The 19,141-nt window shown below is 75.0% G+C and carries 15 protein-coding genes and 2 tRNA genes; 7 read left to right on the top strand and 10 right to left on the bottom strand.

Annotated features, from left to right (window positions below; genetic code table 11):
• Positions 1–69: 69 nt before the first annotated feature.
• Positions 70–1,515 (bottom strand): ThuA domain-containing protein, encoded by a 1,446-nt coding sequence (locus FIC82_RS10870; protein ID WP_154798559.1) that lies wholly within the window; start codon positions 1,513–1,515, stop codon positions 70–72.
• Between the two features lie 285 nt (positions 1,516–1,800).
• On the opposite strand from FIC82_RS10870, the gene FIC82_RS10865 reads away from it, so the two are divergent.
• Together FIC82_RS10865 and FIC82_RS10860 are read left to right on the top strand one after the other, a co-directional pair.
• Positions 1,801–2,562: a response regulator transcription factor gene (locus FIC82_RS10865; protein ID WP_154798558.1), complete on the top strand. Its 762-nt coding sequence runs from the start codon at positions 1,801–1,803 to the stop codon at positions 2,560–2,562.
• Positions 2,559–4,139 (top strand): sensor histidine kinase, encoded by a 1,581-nt coding sequence (locus FIC82_RS10860; protein WP_253691049.1) that lies wholly within the window; start codon positions 2,559–2,561, stop codon positions 4,137–4,139. Before FIC82_RS10865 ends, FIC82_RS10860 begins: the two co-directional genes overlap by 4 nt.
• A 103-nt stretch (positions 4,140–4,242) precedes the next feature.
• Here FIC82_RS10860 and FIC82_RS10855 read toward each other — a convergent pair whose 3' ends face one another.
• From FIC82_RS10855 to FIC82_RS21190, 4 genes are all read right to left on the bottom strand, one after another.
• Positions 4,243–5,475, bottom strand: a complete 1,233-nt coding sequence (locus tag FIC82_RS10855) for an RtcB family protein (protein ID WP_154798557.1) — start codon at positions 5,473–5,475, stop codon at positions 4,243–4,245.
• 58 nt (positions 5,476–5,533) lie between these two features.
• A tRNA-Arg gene (locus tag FIC82_RS10850) sits at positions 5,534–5,609 on the bottom strand.
• A gap of 44 nt (positions 5,610–5,653) precedes the next feature.
• Positions 5,654–5,725 (bottom strand) — tRNA-Arg (locus FIC82_RS10845).
• A gap of 155 nt (positions 5,726–5,880) precedes the next feature.
• A complete protein-coding gene (locus FIC82_RS21190; RefSeq protein ID WP_256390391.1) occupies positions 5,881–6,009 on the bottom strand; it encodes a hypothetical protein in 129 nt (42 codons plus the stop codon).
• Positions 6,010–6,462: 453 nt separating this feature from the next.
• On the opposite strand from FIC82_RS21190, the gene FIC82_RS10840 reads away from it, so the two are divergent.
• The 4 genes from FIC82_RS10840 (at position 6,463) to FIC82_RS10825 (ending at position 10,065) form a co-directional block, all read left to right on the top strand.
• Positions 6,463–7,290 (top strand): metal-dependent hydrolase, encoded by an 828-nt coding sequence (locus FIC82_RS10840; protein WP_154798556.1) that lies wholly within the window; start codon positions 6,463–6,465, stop codon positions 7,288–7,290.
• A gap of 269 nt (positions 7,291–7,559) precedes the next feature.
• A complete protein-coding gene (locus FIC82_RS10835; protein ID WP_253691047.1) occupies positions 7,560–8,498 on the top strand; it encodes a serine protein kinase RIO in 939 nt (312 codons plus the stop codon).
• Positions 8,499–8,586: 88 nt separating this feature from the next.
• The gene (locus FIC82_RS10830) at positions 8,587–9,603 is read left to right on the top strand and encodes a Gfo/Idh/MocA family oxidoreductase (protein WP_154798555.1); all 1,017 of its coding nucleotides are present in this window, start codon (positions 8,587–8,589) and stop codon (positions 9,601–9,603) included.
• A 60-nt stretch (positions 9,604–9,663) separates the two neighbouring features.
• Positions 9,664–10,065 carry a DUF6841 family protein gene (locus FIC82_RS10825; RefSeq protein WP_154798554.1) on the top strand — a complete coding sequence of 134 codons (402 nt, stop codon included), beginning with the start codon at positions 9,664–9,666 and terminating at the stop codon, positions 10,063–10,065.
• Between the two features lie 10 nt (positions 10,066–10,075).
• On the opposite strand, the gene FIC82_RS10820 is transcribed toward FIC82_RS10825, so the two are convergent.
• The 5 genes from FIC82_RS10820 to FIC82_RS10800 all read right to left on the bottom strand — a co-directional run bounded on the left by FIC82_RS10820 (position 10,076) and on the right by FIC82_RS10800 (position 18,243).
• Positions 10,076–10,876, bottom strand: a complete 801-nt coding sequence (locus tag FIC82_RS10820; RefSeq protein ID WP_154798553.1) for a hypothetical protein — start codon at positions 10,874–10,876, stop codon at positions 10,076–10,078.
• Between the two features lie 175 nt (positions 10,877–11,051).
• The gene (locus tag FIC82_RS10815) at positions 11,052–11,432 is read right to left on the bottom strand and encodes a hypothetical protein (RefSeq protein ID WP_154798552.1); all 381 of its coding nucleotides are present in this window, start codon (positions 11,430–11,432) and stop codon (positions 11,052–11,054) included.
• 319 nt (positions 11,433–11,751) lie between these two features.
• A complete protein-coding gene (locus tag FIC82_RS10810; protein WP_154798551.1) occupies positions 11,752–15,513 on the bottom strand; it encodes an error-prone DNA polymerase in 3,762 nt (1,253 codons plus the stop codon).
• Positions 15,506–17,230 carry a DNA polymerase Y family protein gene (locus FIC82_RS10805; RefSeq protein ID WP_154798550.1) on the bottom strand — a complete coding sequence of 575 codons (1,725 nt, stop codon included), beginning with the start codon at positions 17,228–17,230 and terminating at the stop codon, positions 15,506–15,508. Before FIC82_RS10805 ends, FIC82_RS10810 begins: the two co-directional genes overlap by 8 nt.
• Positions 17,227–18,243, bottom strand: coding sequence for a hypothetical protein (locus tag FIC82_RS10800; protein WP_154798549.1), 1,017 nt, complete (start codon positions 18,241–18,243; stop codon positions 17,227–17,229). The genes FIC82_RS10805 and FIC82_RS10800 overlap by 4 nt, the downstream gene beginning before the upstream one ends.
• 302 nt (positions 18,244–18,545) lie before the next feature.
• Between FIC82_RS10800 and FIC82_RS10795 the strand changes: the two genes are divergently transcribed.
• The gene (locus FIC82_RS10795) at positions 18,546–19,127 is read left to right on the top strand and encodes a YbaK/EbsC family protein (protein WP_154798548.1); all 582 of its coding nucleotides are present in this window, start codon (positions 18,546–18,548) and stop codon (positions 19,125–19,127) included.
• Positions 19,128–19,141 lie beyond the last annotated feature (14 nt).

Below are 19,141 nucleotides of genomic sequence, written 5' to 3'. Positions count from 1 at the left end.
CGCGCGACGGCGCCCGTCGCACGGTGCGACGGGCGCCGTCGGTGCGCACTGTCCCGGTGGGAAGGACTGTCAGGCGGTGCCGGCGTAGGCGACCGCGACCTCCTCGGTGACCGTCTCGCCGTCGAGCACGGCGGTCGCGGTGACCGTCACCTCCCCGGCAGGGACCTCGACGAGGCGCGTCGCGAACGCCTGGTAGGCGTTCTTGGTGGGGGCGACGGCCGCGAACTCCTTGGACCCGTACGGCGTCGTGACGGTGATGTCGACGGCGGCGTCGTCCTCGTTGAGCACCCGCACCGCGAGGTACTGCTTGCCGCCCATGGTCCGCAGCTCGGCCTCGGCCGCGAGGTCGAGCGCGGGACCGTCGTCGACGAGACCGGTCTGCCAGTCGACGAGGTCGTCGATCTTCGACGCGAGGAGGTCCCGGTCGCCCGCCGCGGCGGACAGATGGTCGACGAGCGACCGCGCGCCGCCCAGCACCTGGACCGCCGTGGCCGGGTCGCCCGCCTCGGCCGCGGTGCGCGCGCTGCCGAGCAGGGAGGCGATCGCTCCCGCGATCACGCCGTCGCCCACAGCCGAGGTGTTCAGGCCGGCCACGACGGCGTCGACCTCGGGGAACGTGACACAGTTGCCGCCACCCTCGACGACTCCCGCGGTCCACTCGACGCCCTTGAGCACGTGCTCGAGGAAGAGCGGGTCGGTCCACGACGCGTCCGTGTGACCCGCGCCCTCGTACCAGGAGCGTCCGCCCTCGAAGTTCTGGCACCACGAGATCGGGTGGTCCTCGCCCATGGCGTTGTTGCCCGGGGAGTACGTCGACTCGTCGAGCGTGAGGAGCACGTGCACGTCCGCGCGCGGGTTGGTCGTGTAGTTGTACCACTCGTCGAACCGCTCCCAGACGGCCGGCAGGTGCGCGGTCGAGGGGTGGGCCGGGCTCTCGACGCGCATGGTCGCGGTCTGCTGCTGCGGGTGGCTGGCGAACCGCGCCCCGCCGCCGGTGAGCTCGCCGTACCAGGGGACGGTGTGCATCGTGTCGGTCGCGGCGTGCAGCCCGACGAAGCCGCCGCCACCGTGGACGTAGCCCTGGAGGGCCGCGAGCTCGGTGTCGTCGAGCAGGCGCGGCGTCGCGGGGTTCAGGGAGTTCGTGTTGTCGACGGGCGAGACGAAGACCAGGGTCGCGTACTGCGACAGGTCCTCGGCGCTCGTGAACGGCGTCGAGTCCATGGTGAGGTCGGGCTGACCCGGCGAGCCGCTCCCCCACCAGCCCGCGGAGTCGTTCGGCGGGTCCCACACGTCGACCGTGAAGCCGTTGTCCTCACCGAGGTCGATCAGCGCGCGCGTCGTGTCGTCGATGTGCGAGTGCCGGAACCCGAGCGTCTTGCCGACGACGAGGATCTTGTAGTCCTCCTCGTCCGCGGCCGCCGGGCCGGCCGCCACGAGCGTCGCCCCGCCCGCGAGGGGCAGCGCGACCGCTGCCGCCACCGCCCGCTTGAAAGTCGTGCCGCTGAACAAATCCATGCGTGCTTCTCCCTCGTCGTCGAGAGCGCGAGCCGGGCGCTCGGACCCCGGTAGATCGCCGGGGGCGCTCGGCGTTCGGCGGCGCGCGCACTCCTGCGTGCGTGGACGTCGGCTGCTGCCGATGCTGCGAGTTTTGACGGCGACTGATCAAAAGTCAAGGATTCAACGACCCGGTGAGGCGATCTCACCCGCCCTCCCGCGACGGCGTCACAACCCGCACCCGGGCACAGCGGGCGCACAGGGTCACCACAGGCACGACCACGCGAGCCGCGGGACGCTGGGTCCATGACCGCAGCCCCCGCCCCCGTCGGCCGTCCCGACCAGCCGCGCCTCACGCGTCCCGACGGCTCCCCCGTCCGCGTGCTCGTGGTCGACGACGAGCCCAACCTCGCCGAGCTGCTCACCTCGGCGCTGCGGTACGAGGGCTGGGACGTCTCCACCTCGCTCGACGGGAACTCCGCCATCCGCACCGCCCGCGAGTCCGGCCCCGACGTCGTCGTGCTCGACGTCATGCTCCCCGACATGGACGGTCTCACCGTGCTGCGCCGGCTGCGGGAGCGCGACACCGACGTCCCCGTCCTCTTCCTCACCGCGCGCGACGCCGTCGAGGACCGCGTCGCCGGGCTCACCGCCGGCGGCGACGACTACGTGACGAAGCCGTTCAGCCTCGAGGAGGTCGTCGCCCGCCTGCGCGGGCTGCTGCGCCGGGGCGGCGCGACCGCCCAGCGCGAGGACTCCGTGCTCGTCGTCGGCGACCTCGAGCTCGACGAGGACGCGCACGAGGTCCGCCGCGCGGGCGAGGAGGTGCGCCTCACGGCCACCGAGTTCGAGCTGCTGCGCTACCTCATGCGCAACCCGCGCCGCGTGCTGTCCAAGGCGCAGATCCTCGACCGCGTCTGGAACTACGACTTCGGCGGCCAGGCCAACATCGTCGAGTTCTACATCTCCTACCTGCGCCGCAAGATCGACAAGGGTCGCGAACCGATGATCCACACGCTCCGCGGCGTCGGGTACGTGCTCAAGCCCGCGAGCGGCACGGACGCGTGACGGACCGTCGCGCACGCGTCCCCGCGCGTCCCGGGACCGGGGACGGCGCCCCCACGCGGCGGCCGACGGCGTTGCGACGCCGTCTCGTCCTCGTGCTCGCGGCGGTCGTGCTCCTCGTGACGCTCGGCATCGCCACCGCGTCGACGGCGCTGCTGCGATCCCAGCTCGTCGCGCAGGTCGACCACGAGCTCGACCAGGCGAGCGACCGGCTCACGCAGGGCTTCGGCGAGAGGCCGGGCTCAGAGGGGCCCGGCCAGCCCACCGACGGGTCCGGTGACACGCCCGCCCCGGCCGACCTGCCCGACGTCGACGACCCGTCGCGGTTCCCCGCCGGCACCGGGCCGGGGAGCGCCGTCCTGCGCTACGACGCAGGGGAGATCGTGCTCGCCGAGTACGTGACCCCGACCCTCGAGCGCGTCAGGCTCGACGCCGGCCAGATCGCCGCGCTGGAGGAGGTCCCCGCCGACGGCGCCCCGCACGACGTCGACCTGCCCGACCTCGGGTCGTTCCGCGCCGTGCACGGGACCACGGACGACGGGCAGCCCGTCGTCGTCGCCTCGAGCACGGCCACGGTCGACGCGACGGTCGAGGACTACGTGCTCGTCGAGGTCGCGCTCGGCGCAGTCGGACTGCTCGCCGCCGCGCTCGTCGGGTGGTGGCTCGTGCGTCGCTCGCTGCGCCCGCTCGACGACGTCGCCGCCGCCGCGAGCCGTGTCTCCGAGCTCGAGCTCGCGCAGGGCGAGATCGACGCCATCCCGCGCGTCCCTGACGACCTCACCGACGAGCGGACGGAGGTCGGACAGGTCGGCGCCGCCCTCAACCGGATGCTCGAGAACGTCGAGACCTCGCTCCAGGCCCGTCACGACTCCGAGACCCAGGTGCGGCGGTTCGTCGCCGACGCGAGCCACGAGCTCCGCACGCCCCTCGCCTCCATCCGCGGGTACGCCGAGCTCGTGCGCCGCTCGCCCGACGACGTCCCGCCCGCCACCGCCCGCTCGCTCGACCGCATCGAGTCCGAGGCCGTGCGCATGACCGGTCTCGTCGAGGACCTGCTGCTCCTCGCCCGGCTCGACGCGGGCCGCCCGCTCGACCGCGCACCCGTCGACCTCGCGGCGCTCGCCGTCGACGCCGTCATGGACGCCCACGCCGCCGGCCCCGACCACGACTGGGCCCTGGACCTGCCCGGCGAGGACCTCGACGTCGACCTTGAGATCACGGGCGACGAGGCGAGCCTGCGGCAGGTGCTCGCGAACCTCCTCGCGAACGCGCGCACACACACCCCGCCCGGCACCCACGTCGAGGTGCGGCTCACGACCGACGGCGACGACGTCGTGCTCTCCGTCACCGACGACGGCCCCGGCATCCCGGTGCCCCTGCGCCCGACGCTCTTCCGCCGTTTCACCCGCGGCGACGACGCGCGCAACCGCACCGGCGGCTCCACCGGCCTCGGCCTCGCCATCGCCGACGCGATCGTCACGGCCCACAGCGGCACCGTCGCCGTGTCGTCCGCCACGGCGGACGAACCTGGCCCCACCGGCACGACGTTCACCGTCCGCCTCCCCCGCGACCGCCCCTGACCCCCGGCCGATGCCGAGCAGGTGGTCCTGGCTCGTCCGGACCACCGGACGCGCCAGGACCACCTGTTCGGCTCGCCCGGATCGCCTGGTCGCGACCCCGTGGTCAGCCCTTGACGCAGAGGAGCGTCGTGAGGCGGGCGACGACCTCGACGAGGTCGGACTGCGCGCGGATGACCTCGTCGAGGTCCTTGTACGCGCCCGGGATCTCGTCGAGCACCCCGGCGTCCTTGCGGCACTCGACGCCCGCGGTCTGGGCGGCGAGGTCGTCGAGCGTGAAGGTCTTCTTCGCCTTCGTGCGCGACATGCGTCGCCCCGCGCCGTGCGACGCCGACCAGTACGACTCCGGGTTCCCGAGGCCGCGCACGATGTACGAGCCGGTGCCCATCGACCCGGGGATGAGCCCGAGGTCGCCCTTGCCCGCCCGGATCGCGCCCTTGCGGGTGACGACGAGCTCCTGGTCGTCGACGTGCTCGACCGCGACGTAGTTGTGGTGGACGTTCACGGCCTCGTCGAACGCGATCTCCCGACCGGGGAACGACGCGCGCACGGCGTCGACGACGAGCGTCATCATGACCGCTCGCGATCGCGCCGCGTACTCCTGCGCCCACCACAGGTCGGCGAGGTACGCGTCCATCTCCGGGGTGCCGCCGAGGAACACCGCGAGCTCGCGGTCGACGAGCCCCTGGTTGTGCTCGAGCCGCTTGGCGACCGCGACGTGCTGCTCGGCGAGCGTCTTGCCGATGTTGCGCGACCCGGAGTGCAGCTGGAGCCAGACCTGCCCGTCGGTGTCCGTGCAGAGCTCGACGAAGTGGTTGCCGCCTCCCAGCGTCCCGAGCTGACGGCGCGCGCGACCCTCGATGTCCGAGACACGCCCGTGCAGGCCGGAGAACCGCGACCAGAACGCGTCCGCGCCGCGCGCGACCTCGGCCGGGCCGCGCCCGGAGATCGACCGGAGCCGGTGCGGGTCGACGGCCTCGTCGTGCGCGTGGAACCCGACGGGGATCGCGGCCTCGATGCGGCTTCGGATCGGCCCGAGGTCGTCGGGCAGGTCCTCCGCCGTCAGCGACGTGCGGACGCCGATCATGCCGCAGCCGATGTCGACGCCGACGGCGTTGGGCGACACCGCGTCGCGCATCGCGATGACCGAGCCGACCGTCGCACCCTTGCCCAGGTGGACGTCGGGCATGACGCGCACGCCCTCGACCCACGGAAGCGCGGCGATGTTGCGCAGCTGCTGGAGGGCAGCCGGCTCGACGGCGTGCTCGTGCGCCCACATGAGCGTCGGCGCCTTCGCACCGGACAGCGGGACGGGGAACGCGTGGGCCTCGGTGCTCACGGTGCTGACCTCCTCGGGTCGTTCTGCTGGGTCGTGCGCAGCCCCGGCGGGGCGACGCTGGTGCGCGCGGGAGGACTCGAACCCCCGACGCCCGGCTCCGGAAGCCGGCGCTCTGTCCGCTGAGCTACGCGCGCTGGTGCTCCTTAACGTCGAGCAGACGGGACGCGAGGCGTCCAGGTGCCCTCGGAGGGAGTCGAACCCCCGTCTCCGCTTCCGTAGAGCGGCGTCGTGTCCGTTGGACCACGAAGGCAGTGCTTCTCACCGCGGGCGCACGACAAATGCGCGCCGACGGCGATCGAGCAGAATGGCAGCACGACAAATGCACCCCCGTCACGGGCGCATTCATGCACAAGAAAAAAGGCCGCCCCGGCGATGTCCGGGACGGCCTGTCGTACGACGCTGTGGTCAGACGACAGGACCGCCGGGGTCGCCGGCGAGGAGCGAGGACACGCTGAGATACGCGGGCAGCACGACGCGCGGCCGCTCGCAGGGCAGCGCGGGACGTCGCCGGTCCTGCTGGACAGGTTCGCGCACGGCACTGCTCCTCTCGGTCATGTCGGGTGGCCCACGCACCGGAATGTCGTCGACCGAGGAAGACCGTACGCGCCTCTCCCGATCGGCACAACCCCATTTCCTGAATTCGACAGAAATTCTTCGGCCGAGGCTCCGCGGGCCGACCGAGGACCCGCCGGCCGACGCTTTCCTGCCCGTCGCGGAGCTCGTGCGCCCTGCGCGCCCGGTGGCATCTCCGGCTCGCGCGCAGACTTCGGACGCGACAGGCGGCCACCTCCCCCGTCCGGGCTCGGTGACCCGGTCCCGGCCGGAGGATCGCTCCGCTTGGCACACTTTTTCTACCGGGGCGCCCATCCCAGCCTTCCGGACGGACGACCGGGGCTGTCGGCGGCACCCGGTAAGGTTCCGGACGTTCCGGACACACCTCCCGACGCCGACGAACCGGCCGGGCAGACGACAGGAGACCCCGCCGCCATGATGGGTGCCAACCACGCCGCGACCGGTGCAGCAGCGTGGATCGCCGTGACCTCGACGGCGCCGTTCGCGCTCGGCTGGCACCCCGTGTCGTCCGTCGGGGTCATGACGGGCGCCGTCGTGTGCGCCGGCGCCGCGCTCCTCCCTGACGCCGACCACCACAACGGCACGTTCGCGCACTCGTTGCCGCCCGTGAGCGAGTGGGTGTCCGACGCGGTCGAGGCCATCTCCGGCGGTCACCGGCAGGGCACGCACTCGTTCCTCGGCATCGCGGTGTTCACCGCGCTCGCGTGGCTCGTGGGCCTGGTCACGATCGAGACGGAGAGCTTCGGCACGGTCTACGTGGGCGGCGGTCTCCTCGCGGTCCTGCTCGTCGCCCTCGCGCTCAAGGCGCTCAAGCTCACGCGCCGCGGCAAGCTCATGCCGTGGGTCACGTCGCTCACCGTCGCGGCCCTCGTCGCACTCTTCTCGCCCGAGGAGTGGAACTGGCTCCCGGTCGCGGTCGGGATCGGCGTCACTGTGCACATCCTGGGCGACGTCCTCACGACCAACGGGGCACCGCTCCTGTGGCCGGTCAAGTTCCGCTCCCCGCGGTGGGTGCGAAAGTCCCTCGTCGTCGACGACGTGTGGCGCCCCGGCGGCAGCTTCGCCCTCCCCCTGCTCGGCGACACCGGGTCGGTGCGCGAGTGGATCCTCGCGACGGCGGTGGGTCTCTACGCGACGGTCGGGTTCGTGTGGTCGGCGCTCGACCAGATGGGCTTCGACACGTACGGCACGTACGAGCGCGTCGCGTCGGCGATCCAGACGCTGACGTCCGGGGCGGCCTGAGCCGGGTACGGACACGGGACCGGCCCGGTAATTCGCTTGCCCCGCCCCGCGCCCGGGTGGGACGGTCCGGGAGTGTCGCCCGCGCCGTCGGGCACCGGAGGAAGGAGGAACGCCATGAGCTGGACGACCCACGCTCGCGTGTCCACCACCCCCGGGAGCACCGACCGCCGCTAGGCCGGTCGGCGACCGTCCGAGACGGTCCGCGCCCGCCGCCGCCCGCGAGGCGGCAGCGGCAGCGCCGTGCGCTCCCCGCCCGAAGGAGCCCACCCGTGCCCGAGCACGACCTGCTGTACCCCGACCCGCACCTCCCGCCGACGTTCGCGGGAGACCCCCGCACTCCCCCGCCCCGCCGCCTGCGGCGCCGTGACGACACGACCGACCTCGATCCCGGGGCCACGGCCGGCGTCCTCGACGCCGCGCTCGGCGACGACCAGCGCTGGTCCACGTGGTCCGCCGTCGAGAAGGGACAACGCGGACCGGAGCCGCGCCCCGACTGGGTCGTCACCGCCGACGCGGCCGTCGACACCGAGCTCGGCGTGCTCAAGACCGGCAAGGAGGCGGACGTCTTCCTCGTCGAGCGTGCCGTGCCCGACGATGCGGAACAGCGCACGCTGCTGGCCGCGAAGCGCTACCGGGACCTCGACCACCGCGCGTTCCGGCGCGACACGGTCTACACCGAGGACCGCCGCGTGCGCCGCACGCGCGACCGGCGCGCGCTCGACCGCAAGTCGCGCTACGGCCGCCAGGTCGCGGCAGGGCAGTGGGCCGCGGCGGAGTTCGCCGCCCTCGGCGAGCTGTGGTCGGCCGGGGCGCCCGTCCCGTACCCCGTGCAGATCGACGGGAACGAGATCCTCATGGAGTTCGTCGGGACGTCCGACGGCGTCGCGCACGAGGCCGCGCCCCGGCTCGCGCGCACGCGTCCCGACCCGGACCTGCTCGCGTCGTGGTGGGACCAGCTCCGCGACGGGATGGCGGTGCTGGCCCGGCTCGGCTACGCGCACGGCGACCTGTCGCCGTACAACGTCCTCGCGGACGGCGACCGGCTCGTCGTCATCGACCTGCCGCAGGTCGTCGACCTCGTGGCCAACCCGTTCGGCACCGAGCTCCTGCTGCGCGACTGCCGCACGATGGCCGCGTGGTTCGCGGCGCGCGGGCTGGAGACCGACGCCGACGAGCTCTTCGCGCTCCTGCTCGCCGAGGCGTGGTGACGGCGGCGCGTCCGGCGAGCGCCGAGCAACGGCCGGGCGGGTCGCCGGGCAGGGCCGGACGAGGGCCGAGGCGTGGGACGATCGCCGCGTGCTGCGCCTCGCCCTCGTCGGACTCGACTCGTCCCACGCCGACCACTACGTGCGGCTCGTCGAGGTCGAGCGGCGCTGGCCGGGCGTGCGGGTCGTCGCGCTCGTCGAGGGCGAGCCGGCCCGACGAGCCGAGCTCGCCGCGGCGGGCGGGCTGTCCCTGCCGGCCGGCGAGCTCACCGTGCCCGACGTCGTCGGGCGGGTCGACGCCGCGATCGTCGCCCACCGTGCGGGCCGGCTCCACGGTGCCGCGGCCCGCACGCTCCTGCGCGCGGGCGTCCCGGTGCTCGTCGACAAGCCGTTCTCGGCGTCGGTCGCCGACGCGCGCGCCACGCTCGACGTGGCCCGCGCCCGCGGCACCGCCGTGACCACGGCGTCCGCGCTGCGGTTCGCGCCCGAGGTCGAAGCCGCGCACGACGTCCTGGCCGCCGCGGTCCGTAGTCGCACGCCAGGGGCGGGCGTACCGGTCGAGACTGCTGTCCCCGTCGCCCCGGGCGCGCAAGGAACGCCGCCGGACGGGGCGGCGACGTCCGGGCCTGTCGTGGAGGTGACCGGCCCCGCCGACCCGCGAGACGAGCGCGACGGGCTGTTCTTCCTCGGCGTCCACGTCGTGGAGGCCGCGCGCGCCGTCGTCGGCGGTGCACCCGGCGCGGCGTGGGCGCCGCCCGCGGTGACGACCTCGGCGGACGGGATCGTCGCGACGACCCGGCTGGACGGCGTCGCCGTCCGGCTGCGACTCCTGGACCCGGGCGCCCACCCCGCCGCGGGGTTCGCGGTCGCCGTGCGCACGCCCGGCCGTGTCGAGCGGACCGAGGTCGTGCTCGACGCCGACTACCTCGACCCGGTGGTCGAGCACGCGCTCGCGGTCCTCGCGCCGGCGGTCCGCGCGACGACGAGCGTGACCGCACACGCGGCGGCGAGGGCCCCCGAGGACGCGGACCGGGCCGGCGTCGAGCACGCGACGATCCTCGCCGACCTGGCGCTCATCGAGCAGATCGCCGCGGCCCTGCCCGCCTGACGCACGCGGACGAGGCTGCCCGGCCGCGCCGACGCCGGGCGGACGGGGTAGAACGGGAGCATGCAGCCCTCCACCGAGTCCTTCGACGCCGACGACGTCCAGACGTTCCTCACGACCTACGGGGTCGCGCTCTCGACGGGCGACCTCGACACGATCGGCGAGAGCTACGCGTTCCCGGCGCTCGTGGTCGGATCGAGCGGGTCGGTGCTCCTCGCCGACCCGGAGGACGTGCGCGAGTCGACCACCGAGACCGAGCGCGGGTTCCGCGAGCGCGGCCTCGTGGGTGTCGTCGCGCACCTCGAGGACGTGGAGGAGGTCGGCGACGCGCTGGTGTGGGCGCGCGTGCGCTGGAGCTACCGCGACGAGTACGCGAACGAGCAGGAGGCGCAGGAGGTCCGGTACCTGCTGCGCCGTGCCCGCGACACGTTCGAGGTCTGCGTCGTCGCGCCGCTGGCCGCCTGACGGGTCCGTCTCAGCACGCGCTGCCCTCGGCGACGAGCGGGCCCGAGCGCGGCGCGGTGCCGTCGGCTCCCGGCGGGAGGTAGTCGAGACGCACCCCGTCCCCGACCGGTACGGCCAGGACCGCGGAGTCCGCCGCCTCGCGCCCCCAGTCCCGTGGGACGAGGAAGTAGGTACCACCCGCCTGCTGCAGGAGCACGAGGCCGTCGTACCGGTGACGGAAGGCCGTCCCGTCGGGTCCGCACCGGCTCGCGGTCACCCCCGGCGCGACGAGCTGGAGGTCGGCGGTGCTCCGGACCACGACCCCGGGATAGTCCGCGAGCTCCGCCTCGAACTGGCGTCCGCGGCTCTCCCCCACCTCCGCGGAGTAGTTCGCCACCGCCCAGAAGAGCGACACCGCGACGAGCGTGAAGACCGCCGCCCACTCGGCGAGGCGTGCCCCGACGGACGGCGTCCGCCACTCGGGCCGGGTCCGTCGCAGCTCCGAACGCCACGTCTGCACGACGGCGACGAGCGCCAGGACCCCGAGCGCGAGGCACACCGGCGCGACCCAGCTCGGGACGCCGTCGGCGAGACCGGTCCCGGGCCAGATCGCCTGGAACAGCCCGAACACGACGAGCACCGTCCCGACCGCGCCGATCGCGAGGAGCGCACGCGGACCGGGCCGCCGTGCTCCGGGAGCGCGGGTCGATCCGCCCCGCGCCCACAGGGACACGAGCACGGCGGTCGCCACCGCGGCGAGCGGCAGCAGGAGCCCGTCCTGCGCCTGGACCATGTAGTCCGTCGACGTGAGCTGCAGGGACGTGACGTCCACGCCGAAGTAGTAGTAGAAGACATGGCTCGCTGCCGGCCGAAGAAGTAGAGCAGCCCGGCGATCAGGCCTGCGGGTGCCACGATCTCGGTCGCGATCCGAGCGAGGCGCGGCACGTCCGACCTCGGGTCCTCCGTGCGCGGCTCGTCCTTCGTGACGGGCCTACGGTCGCTGTCGATCATGGCGCGCCACCCGTCTCTTCGGCACCTCCGCCCTCGCGACCCGGGTCTGCACCTTCGTCACCCGGGACGTCCGCGCCGTCGCTCTCGCCGCCCGTCTCCGTGCCGGTCTCGGTCTCGGGCTCCTCGGCTCCTCCTGATCCGCCCGTGGCGGTGCCGCAGTCCGCGAGCAGCACGACGGTCGAGCCGCGCGGGATCGTGAAGCCTCCGTCACGCCAAGGCGGGTCGGACCCCGCGTAGCCGCACGTGTTGTCGGCCTCGCGCGGTGCGGACTCGACCGTCACGCAGAGTGTCCCGCCGCAGTTGGTCGTCATCTCGGCGACGAACCGCCCGCGCACGTCGAGGAACGGGTTACCGAGTTCCTGGGCCGCAGTCGCCATCTGGACGGGCGACCCTCCGCGGCCGCCACCGGACGGTCTCTCGGGTGTCCGTACGTCGGCCCTGTCCGGTGCGACGCTGCTCGGGCCGGACGAGGTGGGGCTGCCCGGGGAGCCCTCACCACCCCAGCTGCAGGCCGAGGCGCACGCGACCGCCAGTCCGAGCAGCATCCCCAGGATCGCGCGGCCTGCTCTGCCTCGTCGTCCACCGCGTCCTGCGTCGCGCGCCGCCGGAACCATCGCTCGGCCCTCCTCGTGAGTCCTCCTACGACGAGGGAGACGGCGCGCGAGCAGGCTGATACGGCGGTGTGGTCCCGCCCGCTCAGTGGAAGTCGCGCGACGTCGTCGCGACCTGCAGCGAGAGCGGGGCGAGGTGCTCCGCGACGAGGTTCGTGGCGCCGTCGGCCCGCTCGAGCCGCCCGCGCACGACGAGCGCCGCCGACCCGCGCGCGACCTTCCGGAACCGCTGCCACAGCCCGGGCGAGCACACGACGTTGAGGATGCCCGTCTCGTCCTCGAGGGACAGGAACGTCACGCCCCCCGCGGTACCGGGACGCTGGCGGTGCGTGACGACGCCGCCCACCGCGACGCGCGACGACGGGTGCGGGCGCGTCCCCGGGACCTCGCCCGCCGCGCGCTCGGCCTCGTCGACCTGCTCGATCTCGCGCGACACCTCGACCGCGCCGACGACGGTGAGCACCCCCGCCGCGGTCAGGCCGTCGCGCACGTACTGCGTCGGGTAGGAGTCGGCGGACACGCCCGTGGCCCACACGTCGGCGACGGCGGTCTCGACGTCGGTCATGCCGGGCAGCGCCGGGGCCTCGACCCCGACGCTCACGCCGGGCAGCGTCCCGGGGCCCTCCTGCGCGAGCGCGCCGGCCGCCCACAGCGCCTCGCGCCGCGTCACACCGAGGCAGTCCGTCGCCCCGGCGGTCGCGAGCCCCTCGAGCTGGGCCGTCGTGAGGTCGACGCGCCGCACGAGGTCGCGCAGGTCCCGGAACGCCCGCCGCTCCCCTGTCTCGCCCGTACCCTCGCCCGCCGGGCGCGCGACGTCTCCGTCCGGCGTCCCCCGCGCCGCGACGACCCGCTCGGCCGCCTCCTTGCCGAGCCCGCGCACGCTCGCGAGCCCGAGCCGCACCGCGAGCGTGAGGTCGGGCTCCGGCCCGAACGCGGTGTCGATCCGCACCTCCCCGCCGAGCATGCGGTTGCTACCCGTCCGGGCGTCCTCATGGTCGGTACCCGCATGATCGGTGGGCGCAGCCGCGTGGCCGGCCGGCAGCCGCTCGATCGTCGCCTCGACGTCGGAGGCGTTGACGTCGGGGCGCAGCACGGTGACGCCGTGCCGGCGCGCGTCGGCGACGAGCGACTGCGGCGAGTAGAACCCCATGGGCTGCGCCGCGAGCAGGCCCGCGTAGAACGCGGCGGGGTGGTGCACCTTGAGCCACGAGCTCGCGTAGACGAGGAACGCGAACGAGTACGCGTGCGACTCGGGGAACCCGAAGTCGGCGAACGCCTTGAGCTTGTCGTAGATCTCCTCGCGCACGGCCGGGTCGGTGACGCCCTTCTCCCGCATCCCGTCCATGAGCCGCCCGCGCAGCTCCTCCATGCGCTCGACGGACCGCTTGGACCCCATCGCGCGCCGGAGCTGGTCGGACTCCTTGGGCGAGAACCCCGCGACGTCGATCGCCATCTGCATGAGCTGCTCCTGGAACAGCGGCACGCCGAGCGTCTTGCCGAGCGACTTCTCCAGCAGCGGGTGCAGGAACGTCACCTCCTCCCGGCCCCGCGCGCGGTTGATGTACGGGTGCACGGACCCACCCTGGATCGGCCCGGGGCGGATGAGCGCGACCTCGATGACGATGTCGTAGAACGTCCTCGGCCGCAGGCGCGGGAGCGTCGCCATCTGCGCGCGCGACTCGACCTGGAACACGCCCACGGTGTCGGCCGCGCACAGCAGGTCGTACACCGCCGGGTCGTCCTCGGGCAGCGTGTGCAGCGCGAGGCGCGGGCCGCCCTCGTGCCGCTCGACCAGGTCGAACCCGATGCGCAGCGCCGTGAGCATCCCGAGGCCCAGGAGGTCGAACTTCACGAGCCCCGCGTCCGCGCAGTCCTCCTTGTCCCACTGCAGGACCGTGCGGCCCTCCATGCGCGCCCACTCGACGGGGCACACCTCGATGACGGGGCGGTCGCACATGACCATGCCGCCCGAGTGGATGCCCAGGTGCCGCGGGAGCCGCAGCATCCGGTCGGCGAGGTCGAGCACCGCGTCGGGGATCTCGCCCTCCTGCGCGGCCGACGGCGGCCGGTGCGCGGGCACGACGTCGTGCGTGTCGTCCGCGCGCACGACCTCGCCCTCGTCCACGGCGAGCGGGTCGACGACGCGCCCGCCCCGGCCGCTCAGGTCGGGCGACCAGTCGCCACGGTGCCCGGTGTGCGGACGTTCGTCGCGAGAGGCGGCGACTCGGGAGGTCCCGGTGCGCGACGACCCCACCTCCCTCCCAGCCGAACCCACCTCGTGCGGCCCCCACAGGCGAGCCTTCTCGGCGTCCTTCTCGGCGGTCTTCGTCGCGATGGCGACCTCCTTGGCCTTGCGGTCGGCCGCGGGCGACGACGGGTCGGGGCCGCGCAGCGACCCCCAGCGCTCGATGGACTTGCTCCACGCGTCGGCCTGCCCGACGTCGTACCCGAGCGCGCGGGCGGCGTCGCGCACCGCGGACTTGGGCCGGTAGGAGATGACGTTCGCGACCTGCGCGGCGTGCGTGCGCCCGAACTTCCCGTAGACGTGCTGGATGACCTCCTCGCGCCGCCCCGACTCGATGTCGACGTCGATGTCCGGCGGGCCGTCGCGCTCGGGCGCGAGGAAGCGCTCGAACAGCAGGCCGTGCTTCACCGCGTCGACGGCCGTGATGCCGAGCGCGTAGCAGACCGCGGAGTTCGCGGCCGACCCGCGGCCCTGCGCGAGGATCCCGTTCACCCGGCAGAACTCCACGAGGTCGTAGACGACGAGGAAGTACCCCGGGAAGTGCAGGTCCTCGATGACCCGCAGCTCGTGGTCGATCTGCGCCCACGCGCCCGTGATCTTCTCCTGGCCGCGCGGCCCGTACCGGTTCTCCCCGCCGCGCCGCACGAGCTCCCGCAGCCAGGTCGCCTCGGTGTGCCCGTCCGGCACGGGGTACGGCGGGAGGTCGGGTGCGACGAGGTGCAGGTCGAACGCGCACTCGTCCCCCAGCGCGGCCGCGGTCACGACGGCCTGCGGGTACCGGTGGTGGCGCGCGAGCATCTCCGCCGCCGAGCGCAGGTGCGTCGTCGGGGCGCCGGGCAGCCACCCGTCGAGGTCGTCGAGCGACGAGCGGGCGCGCACCGCGGCGAGCGCCCCCGCGAGGTCGGCGTCGCGCGGGCTGGCGTAGTGCGCGGCGGTCGTCGCGACGAGCGGCAGGCGGGCGTCCGCGGCGAGGTCGGCGAGCGCCGCGTGCAGGTCGGCGTCGCGCGGGTCGTCGGTCGCGGTGATCTCGACCGCCACGTTGTCCGCGCCGAAGACGGCGACGAGCCGGTCGAGCTCGCGGCGCGCCGCGGCGCGTCCGGCGGTGACGAGCGCCCGCCGGACAGAGCCCTTGCGGCAGCCGGTGAGCACGAGCCACTCGCCCGCGCCCTGCGCGCCGAGCGCGTCGAGGTCGTAGCGGGCGGCGCCCTTGGTCCCGGTCGCGAGGTGCGCGGTGGCGATCGCGCTCGACAGGTGGCGGTAGCCCTGCGCCCCCCGCGCGAGGACGAGCAGGTGGGTCGAGCGCGGGTCGGGCACGCCGGTGGGCGGGTCGAGCACGGGCAGTCCCGCGGGCGTCCGCCCGTCGTCGACGACGGGCAGGTGCAGCTCGGCGCCGAAGATCGTGGGCAGCCCGACCTTGCGCGCCGCCTCGGCGAAGCGCACGACGCCGTACAGACCGTCGTGGTCGGTGACCGCGAGCGCCGACAGCCCGAGCCGGGCGCCCTCGGCGGCGAGCTCCTCGGGGTGCGACGCGCCGTCGAGGAAGCTGAACGCGGAGTGGGCGTGCAGCTCGGCGTAGCGCGGCCCGGTCGTCCGGTCAGTCATAGAGGCCCTCCACGGTCCAGCGTCCGCGGGCGCTCGCGAGGAGGAGCCCGCGGCCGTCGTCGAGCAGGACCTGCACGTGCACCCGGCGCCGCGGCGCGGGGGTCCACCAGCGCTCGGCGAGCGGCCACGGCCCGGCCCAGTCCACGACGGCGCGCACCGACCCGGGGCCGGGCAGCGTCCCCTCGCGTCGAGGCGGCGCCGGGCGGCGCGCGCCCGCCTCCGGCGCAGCGGTGGGCCACCGCACGGTGACGGGCTCGCCGCTCATCGCGAGGCGCGCGTCGACGACGACGGGCCGCCCCGCCGCGTCGAGCACGACGACGTCCTGCGGCTCGACGGGCACGACCGCCGGCGCGGGGCTCGGCAGCGCGCCGGGCCACGGCAGGGCCGGGTCGCGCGGGCGCGCGACGTCCTCCCCGAACGGCACGAGGTGCACGCGGTCGGTCGCGTCGCGACCGCCCTGGACCTCGACGCGCAGGACGGCGTCGCCGCCGAGGATCCCCTGCACGCGCCCGAGCGCACGGTGGGCGCGCGCGTCCTCCCCGCTCGACGCGCCCCACAGGCGCGGCTGCTCCGCCCCCGCCGGGACGACCTCCTCGGCCGTGAGGGACAGGCGAGCCAGCGGCGCGACGTCGGGCACGACGTCGGCGCCGCCGGGCGAGCCGCCGCGCTCGCCACCACGGCTGCCCTGCCGTGCTGCCCGGGCCGCACGCCCGGCCCGGACGGACGTGGTGGTGAGCCAGCCCTCGAGCTGCCACCGGACCTTGTCCGTGAGGCGCGCCGGGCTCATCGCGCCCGGCCCGTCGAGCCGCCAGGTCCGCTCGAGGTCGTCGCCCTCGGTGGTCCGCGCGGTGATGCGCAGCCGCCCGGCGACGAGCGAGCGCGCGACGAGCTGGTCGTGCAGGTCCTCGGAGAGCCGCCGCGCGGCGAAGGTCGCGACGTCGACGCGCTCGGCGGGCGGGTCGAGCTCGGCGCTCACCGCGACGTCGGGCTCGACGCGGCGCCGCGCGGGCGGGCGCAGGTCCTCGCCGCGCGCGAGCCGGTGCGCCCACGCGCCGAGGTCGCCGAACCGTCCCTCGACGGTCGCGGGCGGCAAGGCCGCGAGCGCCCCGAGGGTGCGCACGCCGAGCCGGCCCAGGAGGTCCACGAGCTCGTCGATCGCGACGGCGGCGTCGGGGCGGGCCGCGACGTGCACGAGGTCGCGCGCGGGCCGCGGCGCGAGGAACGCGGCCGAGCCGCCGGGGACCACGACGGCGGCGTCCCGCGCGGCGAGCACGGCGGCGAGGATGCCGTCGGCGACGCCCACCTGACACTCGTACCCGGAGTCGGCGACGCGCGCGACGAGCGCCTCCGCGAGCGCGGCGTCGGACCCGTGGTACCGGCTCGCCCCCGCCGCGGGCAGGAGCAGCAGGCCGGGCCGGGTGATCTCCAGACCGGCGACGACGGTCTCGGCTGCGAGCGCGACGGGCTCGAACTCGCGGGCGTCGCGCGCGTCGTCGACGTCGAGCAGCTCGAGCTCGGGGCAGCACTCGCGGGCCCGGCGGCGACGCATGCCGCGGCGCACGCCCTGGGCGCGAGCGGTCGCGGAGACGGCGACGACGCGGCGGCCGTCGTGCGTCGCGGCGGGGACGTGCGCGGGGACGTCGCGCACCGCCATCGCCGCGAGCACCGGCCAGTCCGGCACCCACAGGGCCGCCGTGCGGGTCGGGCTCGTGCTCATCCGACGAGCCTCAACCCGGGTCCACCCGGCTCGCTGAGTGCGGGGTATTCGTCGTCGCGGGAGCCGACGGACTGCAGATCCCCCGCACTCACCGGCTCGGGCTCCGCGAGGAACGCCGGCCAGTCCTCGTGCGCGAGCGGGAGGTCGACCTCGACCCGCGTGGGTCGCGCGGCACCCCCGCGGCCCGCGCGCTCGACGACCAGCGTGCGCCGACGCAGCCAGCCCGCCCCGCGGTCCGCGCCGGACCAGCCGCCGCCCGTCACCGTGAGCGCGACGTGCGCGCCCGGCCACGCCGTGGCCGCGACGAGCAGCGCGCCGCGCTCGCGTGCGCGGCCGGTGAGGCGGCGCCGGTCGGTGTCGGTGAGAGCGGCGTCGGGCCCGACGACCACGACGTCCAGGCCGTCGACGAGCGCCGCGATCGCGAGCGCCGCGTCCGGTCCCGGCCGAGGGACGAGGACGACGCGGTCGAGGTCCGCGCCGACGTCGGCGGCCGCGAGCAGCCCGACCGCGGGGAACCCGACGGCGGCGGTCCACGCCCCGGCTCGCGACGGTCGCGCGACGAGCGCGAGCAGGAGGCTGGTCGACCCGCGCACCGCGACCACCGTGCCGCGCTGGAGCCCGCCGAGCGGCAGGAGCGGGGCGAGCGCGTCGTGCACGGGCCACGCCCGCTCGTCCGTGGTCACCTCCCGACTCGCGTCACCCATCGCGACGTGGCGACCGCGGGCGCGCACCGGACCCTCGGCCGGCGCGACAGGGGCCGGCCGGGCCGGCAGCGAGGAGCCATCGGTGACCGGGACGTCGGTGAACGAGACGTCGGCGGGGCGTGCCGCGTCGGCTCGCGGGACGGCGACCGGTGCTGCCGTGACCGCGGGGGTGACGACCGGGCGGTGTCGGCGGACGCCCGTACGCTCCTCCGCACGGCGCAGGACGGCGCGGGCGCGCTCGGCCTTGTCGTCCCCGGAGGTGACGACCGGTGCCCCCGCCCGTTCGGTGGGGTCGGCGAGAAGGGTCATCTCGCCTCCCGGTGCTGCTCGGACGGGACGCGTCGTCACGCGTCGACTGCTCGTGGGCGTCGTTCTGCACCCACCGGTGTTCGAACAGATGTTCGAACACTTCCAGTGAACGACCGCCGTCGCGGGGTGTCAACTCCGCAGGTGAGAGCCGTCGGCTTCGTCCGAGATGCCCGACGCAACTCTCGACCGTCGCTCGAGGGTTGACCCCAACCCTCGGCTTCTACCTGAACCTCATCCCCGCCGCGCATGCTCGGCATCCGGCCCCCGCCGCACGACGGCCCACCGGATGGCAGGCTGACGTCATGGACGCCCGCACGACCCTGCCCACGCTCGGCTCGCTCACCTGGGAGCCGGCCCTCGACCACCTCGACCTCGTCGCCCCGGCGACCGCCGACGCACTGCGCCGCTGGGCCGAGGCCGACCCGGACGTCGCGGCGCTCGTCGCCGTGACGGAGATCGACCCCGACCTCGCGGACACCGCGACGCTCAACGCCGCGTTCGACCTGCCCGTCGAGGCGTCCGCGAACTGCGTCGTCGTGGGCGGCGCCCGGGCGGGCGACGAGCGGATCGCCGCCGCCGTGGTGCGCGCGCACACGCGCGCCGACGTCAACACGCGCGTACGCAAGCTCCTCGACGTGCGCAAGGCGTCGTTCCTGCCGACCGACCGCGCGACGGCCGAGTCCGGTATGGAGTACGGCGGCATCACGCCCGTCGGGCTGCCGGCGGGGTGGCGCGTGCTCGTCGACTCGCGCGTCGTGACGGACGGCGAGCCCGCGCTCATCGGCAGCGGCGTGCGCGCCTCGAAGCTCCTGCTGCCCGGCAACCTGCTCGGACGCCTGCCGGGCGTCGAGGTCATCGAGGACCTGGCCGTCTCGGTCGCCTGACCGTCCTCTCCGCC

This window comes from Cellulosimicrobium protaetiae, assembly GCF_009708005.2.
GTDB lineage: Bacteria > Actinomycetota > Actinomycetes > Actinomycetales > Cellulomonadaceae > Cellulosimicrobium > Cellulosimicrobium protaetiae.
The sequence above is the reverse complement of the archived record's forward strand: the minus strand, read 5'-3'. Positions and strand labels throughout refer to the sequence as shown.